Raw genomic sequence first — 16,515 nt, 5'->3', positions numbered from 1 at the left:
CTTTACCGGCTACTTTACACTTCTGTTTGAAAGGCAGCCATCGCTGTTAAAAACTCAACGGCTTGCTTCGCGCTCATGGCAGCTGGGTCAAATTCACTTTGGCCATTCTCCTTGAGTAGCGTGTAAAACGCATCGGACCCGGCAGAATAGCCCATTTTCCACTGCTCAAAGGTCGGCTTTTCAACCTCTGCATAACTAATGATGATGATCTCATCATGGCGCGCATCGTCGGCAATATCCAAGTAAAGCTCATTCACAACAGCGCGCTCACCCTCTAACGCCTGTAGAAAGTAACGATTGTCATAGCACAGCATCCCACACACATCGACATCACCGTTGTTGTCGCGCGCGGTTTGCAAGATGTCACGCAGATCCGAAAGGCTCATATCGCGTGTTGCCTTGCTGTAATAAACCAACCGAACGGCCCTCGCCATAAACACCTCCCCTAATCACATGCCATCAATAACAGCTAATAAAGAAAAGTTAGCTATAGTTTAGTAAAAGCACAAGGAGAGGTAAGCGAATGTCTGACATGCCCGCGTCTACATCACCACTGCTGATAGTGTCTTTAGATCAAGCACCGCTTGTTTCACTGTTGTCCAGCCTCAATCATGCCACGGTATCTGCAGGTGCACCGCGGGCGATCAAAAAAGCTCTACGTAACGAGTCCACCGGCGTGATCGTGTTTCTGGTTACAGACCCTCAGAGTGCAGAGCTGGCCGAGCAAGGGTTTGATTACATCCGCCATGGTCTAGCCGACAAGGACAGGCTATTGGTGGTGGCACACAGCTCAGACTACGAGCCGAATGCCTTGCACTGGATCGAAGCGTTCGATATCAACCACTTCCTTTGCTTGGAGCCGGCGCGCGAAGAGATCAATTGCCATATCATTCAACGGTGCGTAAAAACGTGGTCACGGACGGTCCAGCTACGCGCTCAATATCGTGCTGAGAGCGACCTACTGATGAGCGTAACTCGTCTGTCGCGCTCAGAGGAGCGGCTGCCAGATTTACTCGCATCGTTTTGTGATTCGCTGGCGCAGATCAGCTGTGCAGCGGCCCAATGCCGCATCAGTATCGACCGAGACGGCTCAGCAACGCTTAAGCACCACTGGCCGCAACAGGAGCAACATAACGCGAGTTTTACCAAAGCCCTGCAACTTCCTAGCTTACCCAGCTATTTGCAGCGCGCACTAACCGAATGTAAGCCACAGATAGACCTACTACCTGAGCAGTCGATGTTCAGCGCGCTTGCCGATCAACTAGAACGCCCCTTGAGCAGTTACCTTGTGTTTCCCTTGGTGGTCTATGATCGAGTTGTTGAGCTTATGGTGTTCTTAATCCCCGAAGATGCGATGGATTCGGTCTCTATCCGGCAGATTGATGTGATCACAAAAGCCTCTGAACAACTCACCATGCTACTGGAGCGGCGCGAAGCTGAGCGCAGGCTAAAACAGCAGTATATCCGCCTCAAAAACACACTGGTTGAGCTGAAGCAAACACAAACACAACTCGCTCATTCAGAAAAGATGGCCACCGTTGGTCAGCTCGCGGCGGGCATTGCGCACGAGATCAATAACCCCCTGGCGTTTGTTCTCTCAAATTTTGGTTCAATGAACGAGTACCTTGATAGCATCTTTACGATGCAGTCACTGCATGAGCAGTTTCTGGCGGCCATCGACCATGGAAACCAATCACTCAGCGCTGAGCTGAAGTCGCAGATTAGTGCCTCGCGCGGCGAAATGGATATGGAGTTCGTTTGTGATGATATCCGCGATATTGTGGCGGAATCACGCGATGGGCTAAACCGTGTCAAAGAGATCATTGCCGACCTGCAGTCCTTCGCACGCGGTAACGACGCAACGCCCGTTCCGTTAGATCTTGCTACTTCGATTAATCAAACGCTCAAGCTGCTGAAGCCGTTTATCGACGAGCAAGTGACCATTCAAGTGGACCTCGCCGAGGCACCTGATCTCAAGTGCCATGCAGGTTTCGTACAGCAGATCCTTACCAACTTAATCAAAAATGCGTTACAAGCGTTGCAAGGGATCTCACATCCAGACCCCAACATCACCATTAGTTCCCGCATTAACGGCGAAACACTCTTCATTTCGGTACGCGATAACGGGCCGGGTATCGCGCCCGATGCACAAAAGAAGGTGTTTGATCCTTTTTACACGACCAAGCAAGTTGGCAAAGGCACAGGGCTTGGACTATCAGTAACGTACAACTTAGCGCGTAAATTGGGCGGCGATATAACACTGCGCTCCAACCCTAACGAGTTTTGTGAGTTTACGCTGTCACTGCCCTACCCTGAGCAACAACCGCAAGTAGCATCTGCTAGCAAAGAGACTGCACCGCTCTCTGATTAAATAGGTAGATATACCTAACTTAACAAGGCAAGTTGTTGCGACCTACTATATACTTGGCCCCCAACTTAAACTTGCTTTACTGATGTTGTGTTGGATGTCCTGAATGAAGAAGATTGTCAAAGGTGTACTTGAGTTTCGCCAAAACGTTTACCCAAAGAATAAAGACCTTTTCGGTACGCTTGCCGATGGGCAAAGCCCAGATACACTGTTCATCACCTGCTCGGACTCACGTATCGATCCAAACCTAGTCACCGGTACAGAGCCGGGCGATCTTTTCATCTGCCGTAATGCCGGTAATATCATCCCGCCTCATTCCAACGAAACAGGAGGCATGACCGCTTCTATTGAGTACGCGGTTGCTGTTCTGGGCATTAAACATATTATTATCTGCGGACATACTGACTGCGGCGCAATTAAAGGCGCACTTGATATGTCTGCGGTCGAGGGGCTTCCCCACGTCAAAGAGTGGCTAAGCCATACTCGCTCTGCAATGGAGATCGTCCGTGAGCGCCATGATATTGCCTCTGGCCAATCTATCGGCCACGAGCACCTGAATGAAGCGATCGAAGAAAATGTTCTGCAGCAGGTGCAGCATATCCGCACTCACCCAATTGTTGCGGCAAAACTAGCGACTAATAAAGTTGAGATACACGGCTGGATCTACAACATTAAGAACGGTCAGGTTCGCTGTTGCCGCCAGGATGGCACCGAGTTCCAAGATTTCGAGACGCTTTATTCGTCACTTATTGAAGAGATCAATAACGAAGCCTAGCCCACCGATTAGTGCACTACCTTGAATGCTGGGTTGTCGTTTACGTCACAAGCTAGCATTCAAGCACAACGGGGTTTATTTCTAGTAACAGGTCAGGAGCAAAGGGCTGTGATCACTCCAGCGAGCATAATGGGCCACCGCGGCGTACCCAGTTTAGCGCCTGAAAATACCCTGTCAGGCTTTCGTAAGCTACACGAGCTAGGCATAACGTGGGTTGAACTCGACGTCACATTGCTGGGCGATCACACGCCTATCGTCCATCACGATGATAGCTTTGATCGTTGCTGCAATATATCTGGGGCCCTGCGCGATTTTGGCCGAGATGACTTAAAACAGATTAACGCCGCTGCGCGCTTTCCAGAGCTACCACCTGAGTCACCACCCACACTTGCAGAGGTTGCCCTGTTACTGAAACAACAAGGTACTGGCTTGAACTTAGAGATGAAGCGCCACGGCTTTTCAGCTCGCGACATGGCGGTTACTGCTATTGATACGCTACAAAGAGCAGCCTTTCCCTCTGAGCAATTAATTCTATCGAGCTTCGATTTCGAAACACTGGCTGAGTGCAAGCAATATGCACCCCATCTGGCCCGAGGGCTGATATTTGATACCTTGCCAAGCGACTGGGAGATTCTGGCAAAAGAGATCGGCGCTTTCAGTATCCACTGCGACTGGCAAAGCCTGAATTACCAACAAGTGCGGGCCGTTAAAAATGCGGGGTATCAATTGTATTGTTGGACGGCTAACAGCCCTGCCGCCGTTACTAGTTTATGGCAATGGGGTATTGATGGCGTCATGTCCGATCGGCCACAAGACTTTTTATCGGTGCCGCTACAGCTCCTCTTTATCAAAGCTATCAACAACGATTGCACCCATTGACGCGGGCATTGTGATAACAATAATTCGCCTTAGCGATAGCCAAGGATCTTCAAGTAGCGGAAGCTTATTTAACGACAAGAGGACTAACGCCACCACCAGCGCCGTAAGCGTGTACGCGATTATTATTCGCGCAACAAAAACGATCCTGCGGGCACGAATGTTATCGCCGAAAACACTGTGATAGGTGTATAGAGCCAAGAAGAAAAGAGAAAGGACAAAAAGGAAAATCAGGTTCGCCAGCGGCAGCGTCTCACCAAGCCGCCACGCTTCCTCGGTATACCCAATAGGCACAGCAAGCGCGAACGCTCCTACCGCTATTTGACTTGCATCCTCCAAGTTAAAACTCAAACGCGTAACCACGAAAGCTCCTTTTTATTAACCTTTTTATAGCGCTCGTGCTGACTCCCAGAACGTTTCAGGCTCCACACTTTGGTACCAACGCTCGAACTGTATTTGGTAGTTTTTCAAAGCTACCATACTGACGTCACCGCCACCGGTCTTCGTTAGCCGATATGCCAAGCCCTCAGCGAACCAAAGCGGTACTTTGCTACCATGCCACTCACCAAACCGAGAGTTCACACTGTAGTGAACCATCATGTGGACCAGCTCTTCGGTCTGCCACCCTTTGGGGCCCACTAGAATTGCAATCGAGCCCACCGTACGGGCGTTATCATCGTCATTGAAGCCAAAGCGCTTTACACATGCAGAGGTCTCACAAAAAATGACTTTCGGTGGCGTATCGAACTTGGCAATACTCTCTTGCAGTACCTCGGCGGCCTCTGCGTAGAGCTGGGCTGCAACTTTGATCGACGCCGGATTTTCAGCACAAATATAGTGGTTGACACAGACAACATCGTTAAACGATGGTGCAAACAGCCTAATCGGCTTATAGAAATACCACGCGCCTGCGGCCATCGCAGTCAACAATGATAAACTCCAAATATAAGCTCTAAACACGGTCTAGCCTATGCATCGACAATAAAATGTTTAGATCATACGCGGGCTTTCTTTAACGGTTGCTGATCTCTTTTTGCAAAACATCAACTTTTTCATGCAGACGCATCAACTCAAGCTCTAGCTTTAAGTTGATTTCGTAGGTCGCCTTTTGTTCCAAACGATCCTTTGCTGCTTGGCGGTTCTGCGACATCATAATAATCGGCGCTTGAAACGCAGCAAGACTCGATAAACCGAGGTTTAACAGTATAAAGGGGTAAGGGTCAAACGCGGTGTCGCCAATCAGCCAAACGGTATTAACGACCATCCAACCGATGATAAAGCTAAAGAACAGAGCGATAAATGACCATGATCCTCCAAAGGCAGCGATCTTATCAGCCAGCACTTGCCCAAAGGTTAAGCTCTCCGAAAAAGTTTGATTGACGTTTTCCGATACTGCGCGGTGCTCAGCGATACTTTCAATCACTTTCTGTTCGCCTGATGAAAGCTCTCCATAGGGTTGATTGAGCAACGCACGTGCTAAGTTTTCAAAGTATTTTTTCATAATCTCGCTCGATTTATCTCCCGGAATGATCGCTGGCACCGGGTAGCAATTTCAGAGGCCTTGTTCAACGTTGTTGTGCGAGTCGCTGCAGCGCTTCCCCTTCGAGGCGGTAGCCAATCCATTCTTTTTGGGCCACTGCACCTAAATGCTCATAGAAGTCGATGGCGGGTGTGTTCCAATCCAAAACACTCCATTCAAAACGGCCACAGCCCTTACTAACTGCAATACGCGCTAAATGCTGCAGAAGAGCTTGCCCTGCCCCTACACCACGGTAAGCAGGAGAGACATATAGGTCTTCTAAGTAAATCCCATGCTTACCCAACCAAGTCGAATAGTTAAAAAAGTAGACGGCAAAACCGATGGCAACACCGTCTTGCTCACAGATTAGCGCTTGGGTCGTACTCTCTTCGCCAAACAACGACGCCTCTATATCTGCGGCACTAGCCACAACCTCCTGCTCCGCTTTCTCATAAATCGCTAGGTCCATGACAAAACGATAAATAGTGGCTGTATCCGCTTTCGTAGCGGTACGAATCTCAAGCTGTGACACTGACATACTCCTCGACTGACAATTTCGCCCCTCTCGCCAGACACACATCCTCTGCAAGTAGGCAACTAAAGGCCAGAATCATATCATTGGCTGCAACGTTTAGCTGAATCAATAAATATATCAAAGGTTTGGCACGCTGCTGCTGCAACTTTTTGGGTAAAGCTAGTGGATGGCTCCTGCGCTTCAAGGAGTGCCCAAAAGGGCTCTAGTGACGTTAGCTGATGCCCTGCAGAGAAAAATGATGTAGGTAGCCGTGACCCGTTTTGGATGATTTGTCGCTCAATATGAATACTTCCTCGCTTGCCGCCCTCTAATACATACAGGGCGCCTAGAAGCGCGGCTAAGCTATCAACGATTGTTAGGCTTTCGTGTACCTCCGGCGCATAACCTAAAGCCATTAAATCGTCTGACAATGCTGCGGCACGGGGCTCGAAGTGATAGTCAACCCCATATTCTTGAATACCTCGGAGGACTTCTGACTCTACTGCCAAATGAGGAGCATACAACGCCATTAATGCAGTCACATAACGCTCACGGGTGAGATCAAGCTCGCCTCTGAGCACGCAAAAACAAGGCTGAGAGTCCAACTCGCGGTGGTGAGACGCTACAGTTTTGCGTAGTATGCGGCGCACATCTAAGTCAGCCGGCATTACAGACTCCTTATAAAACGGCTTTCTTCAAACAGTTTACGATAGTGGTGTAGTCTAAGAGCTACCAATGAGGACCAAGGGCGCGAGTGACCTAGGCGCTTCTCAACCCAACGAGCAAAGGAGGAGCGCGGGGATGTCGGAACCCCTGCACCTGCCGTTTCTTTAGGTTTGTTTGGGTTTCCACCCCAACTCACATGATGGATAAACTCCTGACGACAGCAATAAACGCGTAAGTGGTTCACCTGCCCTAGCCTCACTTTAAACGCACAAAACCCAGCGACTTGCGATAGTAACGGCTCATCCGTCAAGCGGAGCAGTGAGTCTGTAGCGAAAATACTCTCCTCCTGCTCGACAAACCAGCCGTCCACTAATTGGAGAATATCGCTCTCAAAGCTAATACCGTGGCTGTACAGCATCTCATCTGTACAGATAACCACACCATCGGCTTCAAACTGCTGCATGAGAACGTTGATGATCTCAGACCAAAGTCCATCATTGAGTTGAGGTTGCCCCAATAAACTTTTAAGCGCTGCGGAGCCAAGATTGAGTGTGTCTAAAAAGGCAAACCGCGCCTGAGACTCCCAACCGCGTTCGCGTAAAGAAAACGTGTCGACGATACTCGATATGTAATTCAAAAGCTCTAACGATAAAGTGCGAGGCGTCATAGACTGACAAGAGAGCAAGGCTGTCAGGTTATTCTGGCTTACTATTGAAAAAGAGACCGATGACTCGACCCCCATGTTGCTCATATATTGAAGATGATAGGGCGAAACACTTCGTAAGCAACTCAGTGTGAGATCAAGATGGCTTTCCCCCTTTATGGGAACAGCTTCGGACGTTGCATCAGCAATTTGGCGCCACGGTGTCTTCTCATAAATACGCCGAGCCACTTTGGGAATATCACTGGCAGGAAAATGCAGATCCAAATAGGACCCCTGCACATCTGACGCGACGTATTCATCGACTACTTGACCGTCGCCCTCCTCAAGAAACTGATAGTACATGACGCGTTGATGACCAGTAACATGCGCTACCCATTCGAGTAGCTGGTGTCGATAGAAGTTACGCTCATCTTCATCACGAAAGGCTGGAAACTCAGGCTCCGTGATAGTTACAACACTCCCTTCAGCGGCCTTCGCGAACTCCAGCAAAGTCCCCGTCGGTTGCGGTGTCACCCAAACAGAGAAAGCTTCATTCACGCCAGAAAAACCAAAGATAGACGTGCACGAGGTACTTTGATAATTACGCAGCAACGCGTCAATCGGCGCACACACCCGCTCGCCGACCTTGGGCGTTTGCTCGGTGATAGCTAAGGCTGAAAAGTTTGCGCTAACATGGCGTACGCAGCTCTCATGATCCACCATCAGCAACGCTCCGAACGCCTGAATATGGCCGCTTAAGTGCAGCTGCTCCTGTTCACATGATTCGATAAAACGGTCCGTCATCCGTGACTCCTTAGTTTGTTAGTTTCGCAACACGAGGAGCTTCTCAAAGTCATGATTTTCCAGCGGTTTCGCTAACAAGTAGCCCTGTAAGTAATCACAGCCCTTCTCCTTGAGCCATGCCTGCTGTACTGCATTTTCAACACCTTCAGCAACCACACTAAGCCCCAATGCTTGTGCAATCGACAAAATAGCTTGGCAGATCGCCTCATCATCTTCATCGCTACCCAGTCCGTCGACGAAGCTCTTGTCTATCTTAATTTCGCTAAGCGGCAACTGTTTAAGGTAGCTAAGTGATGAGTAACCCGTTCCGAAATCATCAATCGAAATCTCAAACCCACTCTCTGTTAAACGGTTTAAATTATCGAACGTTATGCTGGAGCTATCCATCAAAGAGCTTTCTGTCAGCTCTAACTTAAATAACTCATAAGGGACCATATACTGATCAATCATACTGGTCAGCTCGTTCGCGTACCCTTCCATTTTGAGGCATTGGGCCGAGACGTTGAAGGAGATTTTCGGTACATGAACACCTGTGTTCAGCCAACGCGCGATCTGCTCAGCAAGCATTTCCAAAGCAACATTGCTCAACTCAATAATCGCTGAACCTCGCTCAGCTATAGGCACAAACTCAGCGGGTGAGATATCACCCACGCTAGGGTCATGCCAGCGGAGCAGTGCTTCGGCACCGACGATTTTGCCCTCATCGAGTGCAGAGAACTTAGGCTGGTATACCAAACGGAACTGGCGATGCCGAATCGCTTCTTTTAAAGAGCTCTCAAGTGTGGACTGGCGCAGTAACACATCGCGCATCTCCGAGTGGAAGAAGCAGTAGCGGTTACGCCCGGTCTCTTTCGCTTTATACATGGCAGTGTCCGCAGATTTAAGCAGACCATTCGCGTCGGTTGCATCACTTGGAAAAAGCGAAATCCCGATGCTTGTCGAGGTAAATACCCGCCGATTCCCAAGCTGGATTGGGTTATCAAGCGCTGTAATGATCCGTTCGGCTACGTCTCGCGCATCTGCTGGCTCACACTCACCTAAGATCACGGTAAACTCATCACCACCGAGGCGCGATACCGTATCCACATCACGCACCGTTGACAGCAGCAGCTGAGATACTTCGACTAACAGCTCATCACCGGTATCATGACCGAGGGTGTCATTGATACTTTTGAAGTTATCTAGATCGAGATAAAGCACCGCCAGAATGCTGCCGGAACGCTTGCTGCGGGCTATCGCGTTTTCCAAACGATCAGAGAAAAGATTTCGGTTCGGCAACCCTGTGAGTGCATCGTGGGTTGCCAAAAACTCAACTTTGCGCTGCGAATCTTTCAAGTTGGAGATATCAGAGAAAACGGCAATAAAGTAATCAGTATCATCAACCTCATTGAGAATGCGGTTAATCGTCAGCCACTCTGGGTAAATATCCCCATTTTTACGCTTATTCCAGATCTCTCCTTGCCAGTGTCCCTTCTCGTTGATGGCCTGCCAAAGAGTTAAGAAAAAGTCTTTACTGTGGCGTCCAGAGTTAAGCAGGCTACCAATCCTCTTACCCAGCGCTTCCTCTTCGTTATAGCCTGTAATATCGGTGAATGCTTCGTTAACCGATAGAATATGCGCATTTTTATCAGTGACCACGATAGCTTCGCCAGCTTGCTGATAAACCTTCGCAGCGATTTTAAGCTTCTCTTCGGCTTTTTTGCGCGCAGTTACATCCTCGGATTCAACGATAAGAATACTTGGTTGTCCGGCGTGATCTCGCAGCATAATGTGTCGCGTGCTGTAATGGCGCATCTCCTCGCCCACGAGCAAGCTCAGCTCAGACTCAACCCGACCTAGCGTGCGAATTGCGCGCAGATCAGAGGCCCAAAGCTGCGCCGCGAATTCATCAGGGAAGAGATCAAAATCGCTCTTCATATGATAGTCACTATCGGTCAGACCATAGCCTGTCATGAAGGCTTCATTTACATAGATATAACGTCCGCGCAGATCTTTCATTGCGATCAGCACGGTCGTGTTGTCCATCACGGTTTGCAGCCGCGTTTCGGTCTCATCTAGCTCGTGACGCGTGGTATGAATATCCGTTACATCGATAAGATTTAGCACCACAAATTTAGTGCTACCCTGATCATCTAGGCCGGGGTTAACAACGATCTGGTAAAAGCGCTCGTTATTCTCAACCAATTGCTCCTGCTTCTCGCACTGGTTCAACGCCAGTGCCAACAAGCCCGCCACATCACTTAAGTAAGTAGGAAAATGGATACGCTCCAAGCTGGTGTTAAGTGCGTTTGGACGCAAGTTGAAGGCAAAGGTGGCAGCCGAATTAAAGCGCACTAAATGCAGAGATTCGTCAAATACTAGTACAGGGAAGTCGAGCGAGTCATATAGATGGATATACTCAGCATTTAGCGTGGATAGTTGCTGAGTCTTGGTACTGAGTTCGTCATTAACGCTGACCAGCTCTTCGTTGGTCGACTGCAACTCTTCATTGGCGGCTTCCAGCTCCTCATTGGTTGCTTGTAGCTCTTCGTTGGAAGCTTGTGCTTCTTCGTTCAACGACTGCATCTCTTCATTGGCGGTAGCAAGCTCCTCGATCAGCGATTGCAACTGTTCTTGAGTGACTTGAAGCTCATCGGTGTAATACTGCGACACATGTGCGTCAGGCTTGGCTACAGTGACCTGTTCGTGCGGCATAATAAGCAATAGAACCCGATTTTCACCGCTCACTTTGGTGTAACTCAACAGCACCTGCCACGTTTTGTCGGCGAAGAGCATAGGCCGGCTCTTCTGTGGCTCGCCACTTTTCTTGAGAAGATGCAACATCGACATCACATCACTTTTGAAGACAGGTGTAATCACATCGATAAGAACGGTATCTGATGACCCCACCGGGAACTGGAAAAACAGCTCAACTTTGCCGGATGTTTGCAGCACCTTCCCGTCAACGGTGCATAATGCTGCTGTTGCGGTGAGTGCGTCGGTTACCGCATTCACCAATAACTGAGGAGACTCTCGACGTTGTACGCTGACCTCGCCAAGGCGCGCTTTGAGAGACTTATTAAATCCGGGGCGTCCTCCCCCTGTTTTTTGAAAAATACGTTCACGGCGGTCAACGTAGTTAAAAAGCGACTCCGCTTGGGCAATGCTCTCCGAACGGCCAAGAAATAACCCGCCATCATCATTCAGCGCAAAATTAAACCGCTGCAACACACGCGATTGGGTTTTATTATCAAGATATATCAATACATTGCGGCATGTAACGAGGTTTAACCTTAAAAAAGGTGGGTCAGATATCAGATTATGCCGCGCAAAGATGATGATATCCCGCAACGTCTTACCGGCCTCATACTTCCCATCACCTCGATAAATGAAGTAGCGATCTATCAACTCCTGTGAGACTGTTTTTAAGCTCGCTTCGCTATACATCCCCTGTCGTGCAACAAGCAGAGCCTGCTCATCAATATCAGTCGCGAAGACCTGGACTTGGCAACGTTTGTCAGCATCACGTAAAGCTTCCAGTATCAATATCGCAACGCTATATGCTTCCTCGCCTGTCGCGCAGCCCGCCACCCAAACTCGGTATTCATCATCATTACCCAGCACTTTCGATTGCTCGATAATCAGCTTTCTCAGCGATGAGAAAGCGTCTTGATCCCGGAAGAACGCAGTGACAGAGATGAGAATATCTTTGGCTAACAGGTCAACCTCTTCACTCGAACTCTTCAACAATGCGAGGTAGCGATCCATCTGCTCACAGTCAGTCGAGGCCATGCGCCGACAAATTCTGCGTGATAACGTACCTAGCTTATACCCAGAGAAGTCAACTTGCCCTTGCCTCTGCAGCAGCGCAACAATCTCTTCCAGTATCGAGGTAGGGATTTCAGGATCTTGATCCTGCTCTGATGACAAGGCAGTTAGTTTATTTGCAATCTCTTTGGGCGACAGGCTGTAGTCAGATACGCCTGCATCAAGCGCCGACTTCGGCATACCATCATACTTGGCCGACTCTAGTGTTTGCGTAATGGTAATACCACCACGCGCCTGAATCGCTTGTAGCCCTTCGGTGCCGTCAGTTCCTGTACCCGATAAGATAACGCCAATCGCATCTTGACTATAAAACCGCGCTAATGAGGAGAAGAAAGCATTAATGGAAGGTTTAGGAGCTATCTCTGGCGGCGCATCTGATAGCATCATGTAGTCATCTTCTACATACGCATTTTTGCCAGCTGGAACAACATAGACACAACCCGCTTCTGGGCGGGTCTGGCTTTTAAGAGGCACTACATCAAGATCAGTGGCTCGATCTAACAACTCTGGCATCATACTGCGATGATCAGGAGACAGGTGCTGCAACACAACAATCGCATAACTGATGTCGGGCGCGATGTATGAGAGCAGCTCAGAAACCGCTTCTAGGCCACCAGCGGAAGCCCCAATAGCGATAACGGGGACGCGGGATACCGATAACTGACCTTCCATGTTCATCTACCCAAATAAAAAATAAGATCTTAACCATTTAGCACTGAGTTCACTATAGCCTAATCTCGTAGAGCTGATAGACATCAATGCTTTAGCCTATCGAGTTTCTAAATAACACTTTATCGACCGTAATACACTGACGTAATTTAACGTTAGTCGAATCATAACGATATCGGTAGTTTTTCTGTAAATTCAATCAGTTCCTAGTGAGTAAAGATCATTTGTGACATTCGCTACAGTAATCGGTCGCAGTACCTTAAAACCCAATCGTGTCAGTACCGCAGCCGACTTTGTATTTGAAGGCCGACAGATTGCCAAAATTTCGCTGTCGTTAGCGCTATCAATGACGCACTTTGCCGCCTCAAAGGCATACCCACACCCCCAAGCATCAGGCAGAAGCGCATAGCCTAAATCAGGCCTTGGCAGCTCATCTCTTTGAATGAGGCCACACACCCCTATCGCTTTCGAATCCGCTTTAGTCTCTACGACAAAAAGACCAAGACCCGCCGCCTTTGCAAACGGGCCATCGCATAGGTATTGCTTAGCTGCATCGAGGGAATGAATATTTTTATCAGCGATATGCTCTTTAAAACTCGGCTCGTTATAGAGCTGGTAAATAAAAGGCGCATCCTCGGCTGTGGCTGTTCTGAGTATTAAGCGGGAGGATGCCAACATAGACGCCTCTAAAGTTCGTTAAGGGAATGAAGATAAGCCTGCGCGCGTGCCAGCGTCTCAGTTTTAGCCGTATCTGCCATCTTATCCCAAGTACGATAAGGAAAGGCCATACGCGGGTTTGTACCTAGCGTTGCTTTGTTCTGCGCCAAGAAATGCCAATACAAACTCATGAACGGGCATGCATTGGGCGCACTGCGCTCTTTTACGTTGTAATGGCAAGATTGGCAGTGGTCGCTCATCTTATTGATGTAATTACCGCTGGCAGCATAAGGCTTAGTCGCCACCCAACCGCCATCCGCAAACAACGCCATACTGCGCGTGTTGGGCTGCTCGACCCACTCAATCGCATCGATATAGATACCGAGATACCAGGCTTCGACCTCATCCGGCGAAAGCCCTGCGATGAGTGCAAAATTACCCACCACCATAAGCCGCTGAATGTGATGCGCATAGGCATAATCGAGTGACTGGGTTATCGCCTGAGATAAGCAACGCATCTTGGTATCCCCATCCCAAAACCACTCAGGCAAAGACCGCTCAGCTAAAAGGAAGTTTTGCGCATCGTACTGTTCACTGTTAACCCAGTACACAGCCCTTACGTACTCACGCCAACCGATAATTTGGCGTACAAACCCCTCGATCTGGGCGATATTGATAGCGTCATCAGCCTCGTATGCTGCTAATGCCGCCGCGATCACTTGGCCCGGATGCAACATCTTGCTGTTGAGCGCAAAGCTCAGCCGCGAATGATATAAACTCCACCCCAAGGGCGATTGATCCGTCATCGCATCTTGAAAGCGGCCAAAGTTGGGTAGGCAAACGGTGCAGAAGTGCGCCAACAGCGCCTTGGCTTGCCGCCTGTTGATGGGCCACAACAGCTGCGCCTGCGCTTTACCAAACGTACACACCCCGTGACGCTCGAGGCGCGCTAGTATATCGGTGACATCATTAGCAAAGCACAAGGGCTCTGGCACGTTAGCAAGATCATCTTTGCGCAAGGGTTCGCGGTTATCAGCATCGAAGCTCCATTGCCCCCCCTTTGGCTTGCCCTCCTCCATCAGGATATCCAAACGCTTGCGCATTTTACGATAGAAGCTATCCATACGGTTATGCTGCCCCGCTTTTATAAAGCGCGGAAACTCAGCTTCAGGGAGTAAAAAGTGCTCCGTTTCAGCGGCCGAAATAGCCACGCCCTCCAGCGACAAACGACTGAGCTGATCACGTAACCGGCGCTCATCTGGCAGTTGATACTGAAAGGTTGCCACCTTGTGCTGACTGCAAAGATCAGCGATTAACTCCGCCAGAGTTGCGTGGTGCTGGGTTTCATCTAGCGTCAAATAGATAACATCGTGACCTGCCGCTTGCAGCGCAGCCGTAAACTCACGCATGGCAGCGAAGAATGCACAAACTTTCTGGACATGATGCTTCACGTAGCCCACCTCTTGGGGAAGCTCAGCGATGAGGTAGCTAACTTTGTCGTCCTGCTGCTGATACCAAGAGTGGCTCGCGTTAAGCTGGTCGCCCAATATTAAGCGCAGTGTTCTTGTACTCATACCCAACTGTCCTCAGCCATACAGGTGCGCTTTTCGCGCCGACAGCGCTCAGAACAATATTTTACCTCCCCCCAAACACGCTGCCATTTTTTACGCCAGCTAAATGGCCGCCCACAGCGCACGCAGACTTTCGAGGGTAAGTTCACTTTCTTATGAGCCACGTCTGTTCTCCTTGTTTCGTCTGCCACCGGGTCGCACATGGCGCTTAAGAATACGCCTTGCTTCGGCTTGCACATCAGGGCGCTTCTTAAACTCCCACAACACATCGCGCATATAGGGCCCTGTTTTTTCAATATCAATAATGGGAGCGGGATAATCATCGGGCAGCGTAATACCCCACATGGCTTGCTCCATGGGGGTTAGCGTCCACGGGGTATGCACAAGCTCACCGGGAAGCACAGCCAGTTCGGGAACCCAACGGCGGATAAACTCGCCATCGCTATCATGTTCTTGGGATTGTTTAACCGGATTGTAGATGCGCAAAGTATTGGTACCGGTGACGCCCGCCTGCATCTGAATCTGCGGGTAGTGGATGCCCGGCTCGAAATCCAAAAACTGGCGTGCAAGGTAGCGCGCAGCACCGCGCCAATCGAGCATCAAATGATGGCAATAGAAACTCACCAGCATGGCGCGCATCCGAAAGTTGATATAGCCCGTTGCGTTTAAACAGCGCATGCACGCATCAACCAGCGGATAACCCGTCAAACCTTGCTCCCAACACGCGTGATAGCGTGCCGCTTTATCGCCACTCCGATAGTGGAGCTGTTGATAGGCACGATTCACTGGCTCAAACTCCATTGAACACTCACTTTCAAATTTCTGAATGAAGTGACAATGCCAATGCAATCGCGACGAGAGCGCAGCCAGCGCGCGGCGCCAACCTCGCTCGTTCCAGTGGGCAAGTAAGCGCTGATAGCACTCGCGCAAGCTAAGATTTCCCCACGCCAAATAGGGCGACAAACGGGAGCAAGTTTCGCGGCTAAGCTGCGGTTTTGAAATACCTTTTTGGTAGTTTCGCCCCCTCTCAGCATAGAAACTTTCGAGCGTCATACGCGCTTGGGTAGGGCCGCCAAGCTGAAACTCAGGCACACAAACCAACCAGTCCGGTGGCGGGGTAAACACGGGCAAACTGTGCAACTCAATAGCGTTGAGCTGGTCGAGGTCGGGATCAGCACAGGGGTTGCGCATCACAGCCTTCCAGTGCTTATCCCAATCCTGTCGGGTACTCGCTCCGCGCACCACCGCACCATAGGGCGTTTCGCACCATGTTACGCTGTGTTTTTTACACCACTTCGCCACCAAGCGATCACGCTCAAATGTGTTCGCAAGACCAATCTCTTGATAGCTGTATATCGCCTCAATCTGAACTTGCTCATAAATGGCGGTAAAGACTTTGCAAGCTTCACCACAACTAACGACTATCCGAGTACCGAAATTCGATAGCTGCTTGTTCAGATCTTCCAAAGATTGCCACACAAATCGCCAATGGCGATGCTCGTAATGCGGATCATCCAACAGCATTGGCTCAAAGATATAAAGCAGTAACGTAGGACGCTGCGCTGCGATGGCCGCAACCAACGGCTCATGGTCGGTCAAACGTAGGTCACGCTTAAACCACACCACGCTGATTGGCTCCATGGCAG

15 protein-coding genes are annotated in these 16,515 nt (G+C 49.7%); 3 read left to right on the top strand and 12 right to left on the bottom strand.

The features are described 5' to 3' along the window. Positions 1-14: 14 nt before the first annotated feature. Positions 15-434 carry a BLUF domain-containing protein gene (locus EOE65_RS04205; RefSeq protein WP_127693034.1) on the bottom strand — a complete coding sequence of 140 codons (420 nt, stop codon included), beginning with the start codon at positions 432-434 and terminating at the stop codon, positions 15-17. A gap of 89 nt (positions 435-523) precedes the next feature. Here EOE65_RS04205 and EOE65_RS04200 point away from each other — a divergent pair, with 89 nt between their 5' ends. From EOE65_RS04200 to EOE65_RS04190, 3 genes are all read left to right on the top strand, one after another. After that, positions 524-2,371 (top strand): sensor histidine kinase, encoded by a 1,848-nt coding sequence (locus EOE65_RS04200; RefSeq protein ID WP_127693033.1) that lies wholly within the window; start codon positions 524-526, stop codon positions 2,369-2,371. Between the two features lie 103 nt (positions 2,372-2,474). Beyond that, entirely contained in the window at positions 2,475-3,143 is a 669-nt protein-coding gene (locus EOE65_RS04195) for a carbonic anhydrase (RefSeq protein WP_127693032.1), read from the top strand. Positions 3,144-3,251: 108 nt separating this feature from the next. Next, positions 3,252-4,022 (top strand): glycerophosphodiester phosphodiesterase family protein, encoded by a 771-nt coding sequence (locus EOE65_RS04190; RefSeq protein ID WP_127693031.1) that lies wholly within the window; start codon positions 3,252-3,254, stop codon positions 4,020-4,022. Here the strand turns inward: EOE65_RS04190 and EOE65_RS04185 are convergent. The 11 genes from EOE65_RS04185 to EOE65_RS04135 all read right to left on the bottom strand — a co-directional run bounded on the left by EOE65_RS04185 (position 3,975) and on the right by EOE65_RS04135 (position 16,510). Then, positions 3,975-4,382: a DUF2391 family protein gene (locus EOE65_RS04185; RefSeq protein WP_127693030.1), complete on the bottom strand. Its 408-nt coding sequence runs from the start codon at positions 4,380-4,382 to the stop codon at positions 3,975-3,977. The two genes, EOE65_RS04190 and EOE65_RS04185, sit on opposite strands and share 48 nt — an antisense overlap. A 24-nt stretch (positions 4,383-4,406) precedes the next feature. Beyond that, positions 4,407-4,949 (bottom strand): hypothetical protein, encoded by a 543-nt coding sequence (locus EOE65_RS04180; RefSeq protein WP_127693029.1) that lies wholly within the window; start codon positions 4,947-4,949, stop codon positions 4,407-4,409. An 82-nt stretch (positions 4,950-5,031) separates the two neighbouring features. Continuing rightward, on the bottom strand, positions 5,032-5,520 hold the full coding sequence (locus tag EOE65_RS04175; RefSeq protein WP_127693028.1) for a DUF1003 domain-containing protein: 489 nt from the start codon (positions 5,518-5,520) through the stop codon (positions 5,032-5,034). A 64-nt stretch (positions 5,521-5,584) separates the two neighbouring features. Beyond that, positions 5,585-6,070: a GNAT family N-acetyltransferase gene (locus tag EOE65_RS04170; protein WP_206052602.1), complete on the bottom strand. Its 486-nt coding sequence runs from the start codon at positions 6,068-6,070 to the stop codon at positions 5,585-5,587. Between the two features lie 83 nt (positions 6,071-6,153). Beyond that, entirely contained in the window at positions 6,154-6,720 is a 567-nt protein-coding gene (locus tag EOE65_RS04165; protein WP_127693026.1) for a biliverdin-producing heme oxygenase, read from the bottom strand. Beyond that, the gene (locus tag EOE65_RS04160) at positions 6,720-8,165 is read right to left on the bottom strand and encodes a GAF domain-containing protein (RefSeq protein ID WP_127693025.1); all 1,446 of its coding nucleotides are present in this window, start codon (positions 8,163-8,165) and stop codon (positions 6,720-6,722) included. Before EOE65_RS04160 ends, EOE65_RS04165 begins: the two co-directional genes overlap by 1 nt. 18 nt (positions 8,166-8,183) lie before the next feature. Beyond that, positions 8,184-12,644 carry an EAL domain-containing protein gene (locus tag EOE65_RS04155; protein ID WP_164847008.1) on the bottom strand — a complete coding sequence of 1,487 codons (4,461 nt, stop codon included), beginning with the start codon at positions 12,642-12,644 and terminating at the stop codon, positions 8,184-8,186. Positions 12,645-12,836: 192 nt separating this feature from the next. Continuing rightward, the gene (locus EOE65_RS04150; RefSeq protein WP_127693023.1) at positions 12,837-13,319 is read right to left on the bottom strand and encodes a GNAT family N-acetyltransferase; all 483 of its coding nucleotides are present in this window, start codon (positions 13,317-13,319) and stop codon (positions 12,837-12,839) included. Between the two features lie 8 nt (positions 13,320-13,327). After that, positions 13,328-14,872 (bottom strand): cryptochrome/photolyase family protein, encoded by a 1,545-nt coding sequence (locus tag EOE65_RS04145; protein WP_127693022.1) that lies wholly within the window; start codon positions 14,870-14,872, stop codon positions 13,328-13,330. Then, positions 14,869-15,072, bottom strand: a complete 204-nt coding sequence (locus tag EOE65_RS04140; RefSeq protein ID WP_206052601.1) for a DUF2256 domain-containing protein — start codon at positions 15,070-15,072, stop codon at positions 14,869-14,871. Before EOE65_RS04140 ends, EOE65_RS04145 begins: the two co-directional genes overlap by 4 nt. After that, a complete protein-coding gene (locus EOE65_RS04135) occupies positions 15,023-16,510 on the bottom strand; it encodes an FAD-binding domain-containing protein (RefSeq protein ID WP_127693020.1) in 1,488 nt (495 codons plus the stop codon). Before EOE65_RS04135 ends, EOE65_RS04140 begins: the two co-directional genes overlap by 50 nt. Between the last annotated feature and the right edge of the window lie 5 nt (positions 16,511-16,515).

The organism is Neptunomonas marina, from assembly GCF_004005935.1.
Classification (GTDB): Bacteria; Pseudomonadota; Gammaproteobacteria; order Pseudomonadales; family Balneatricaceae; genus Neptunomonas; species Neptunomonas marina.
This window is presented reverse-complemented; position numbering and strand designations above follow the sequence as displayed.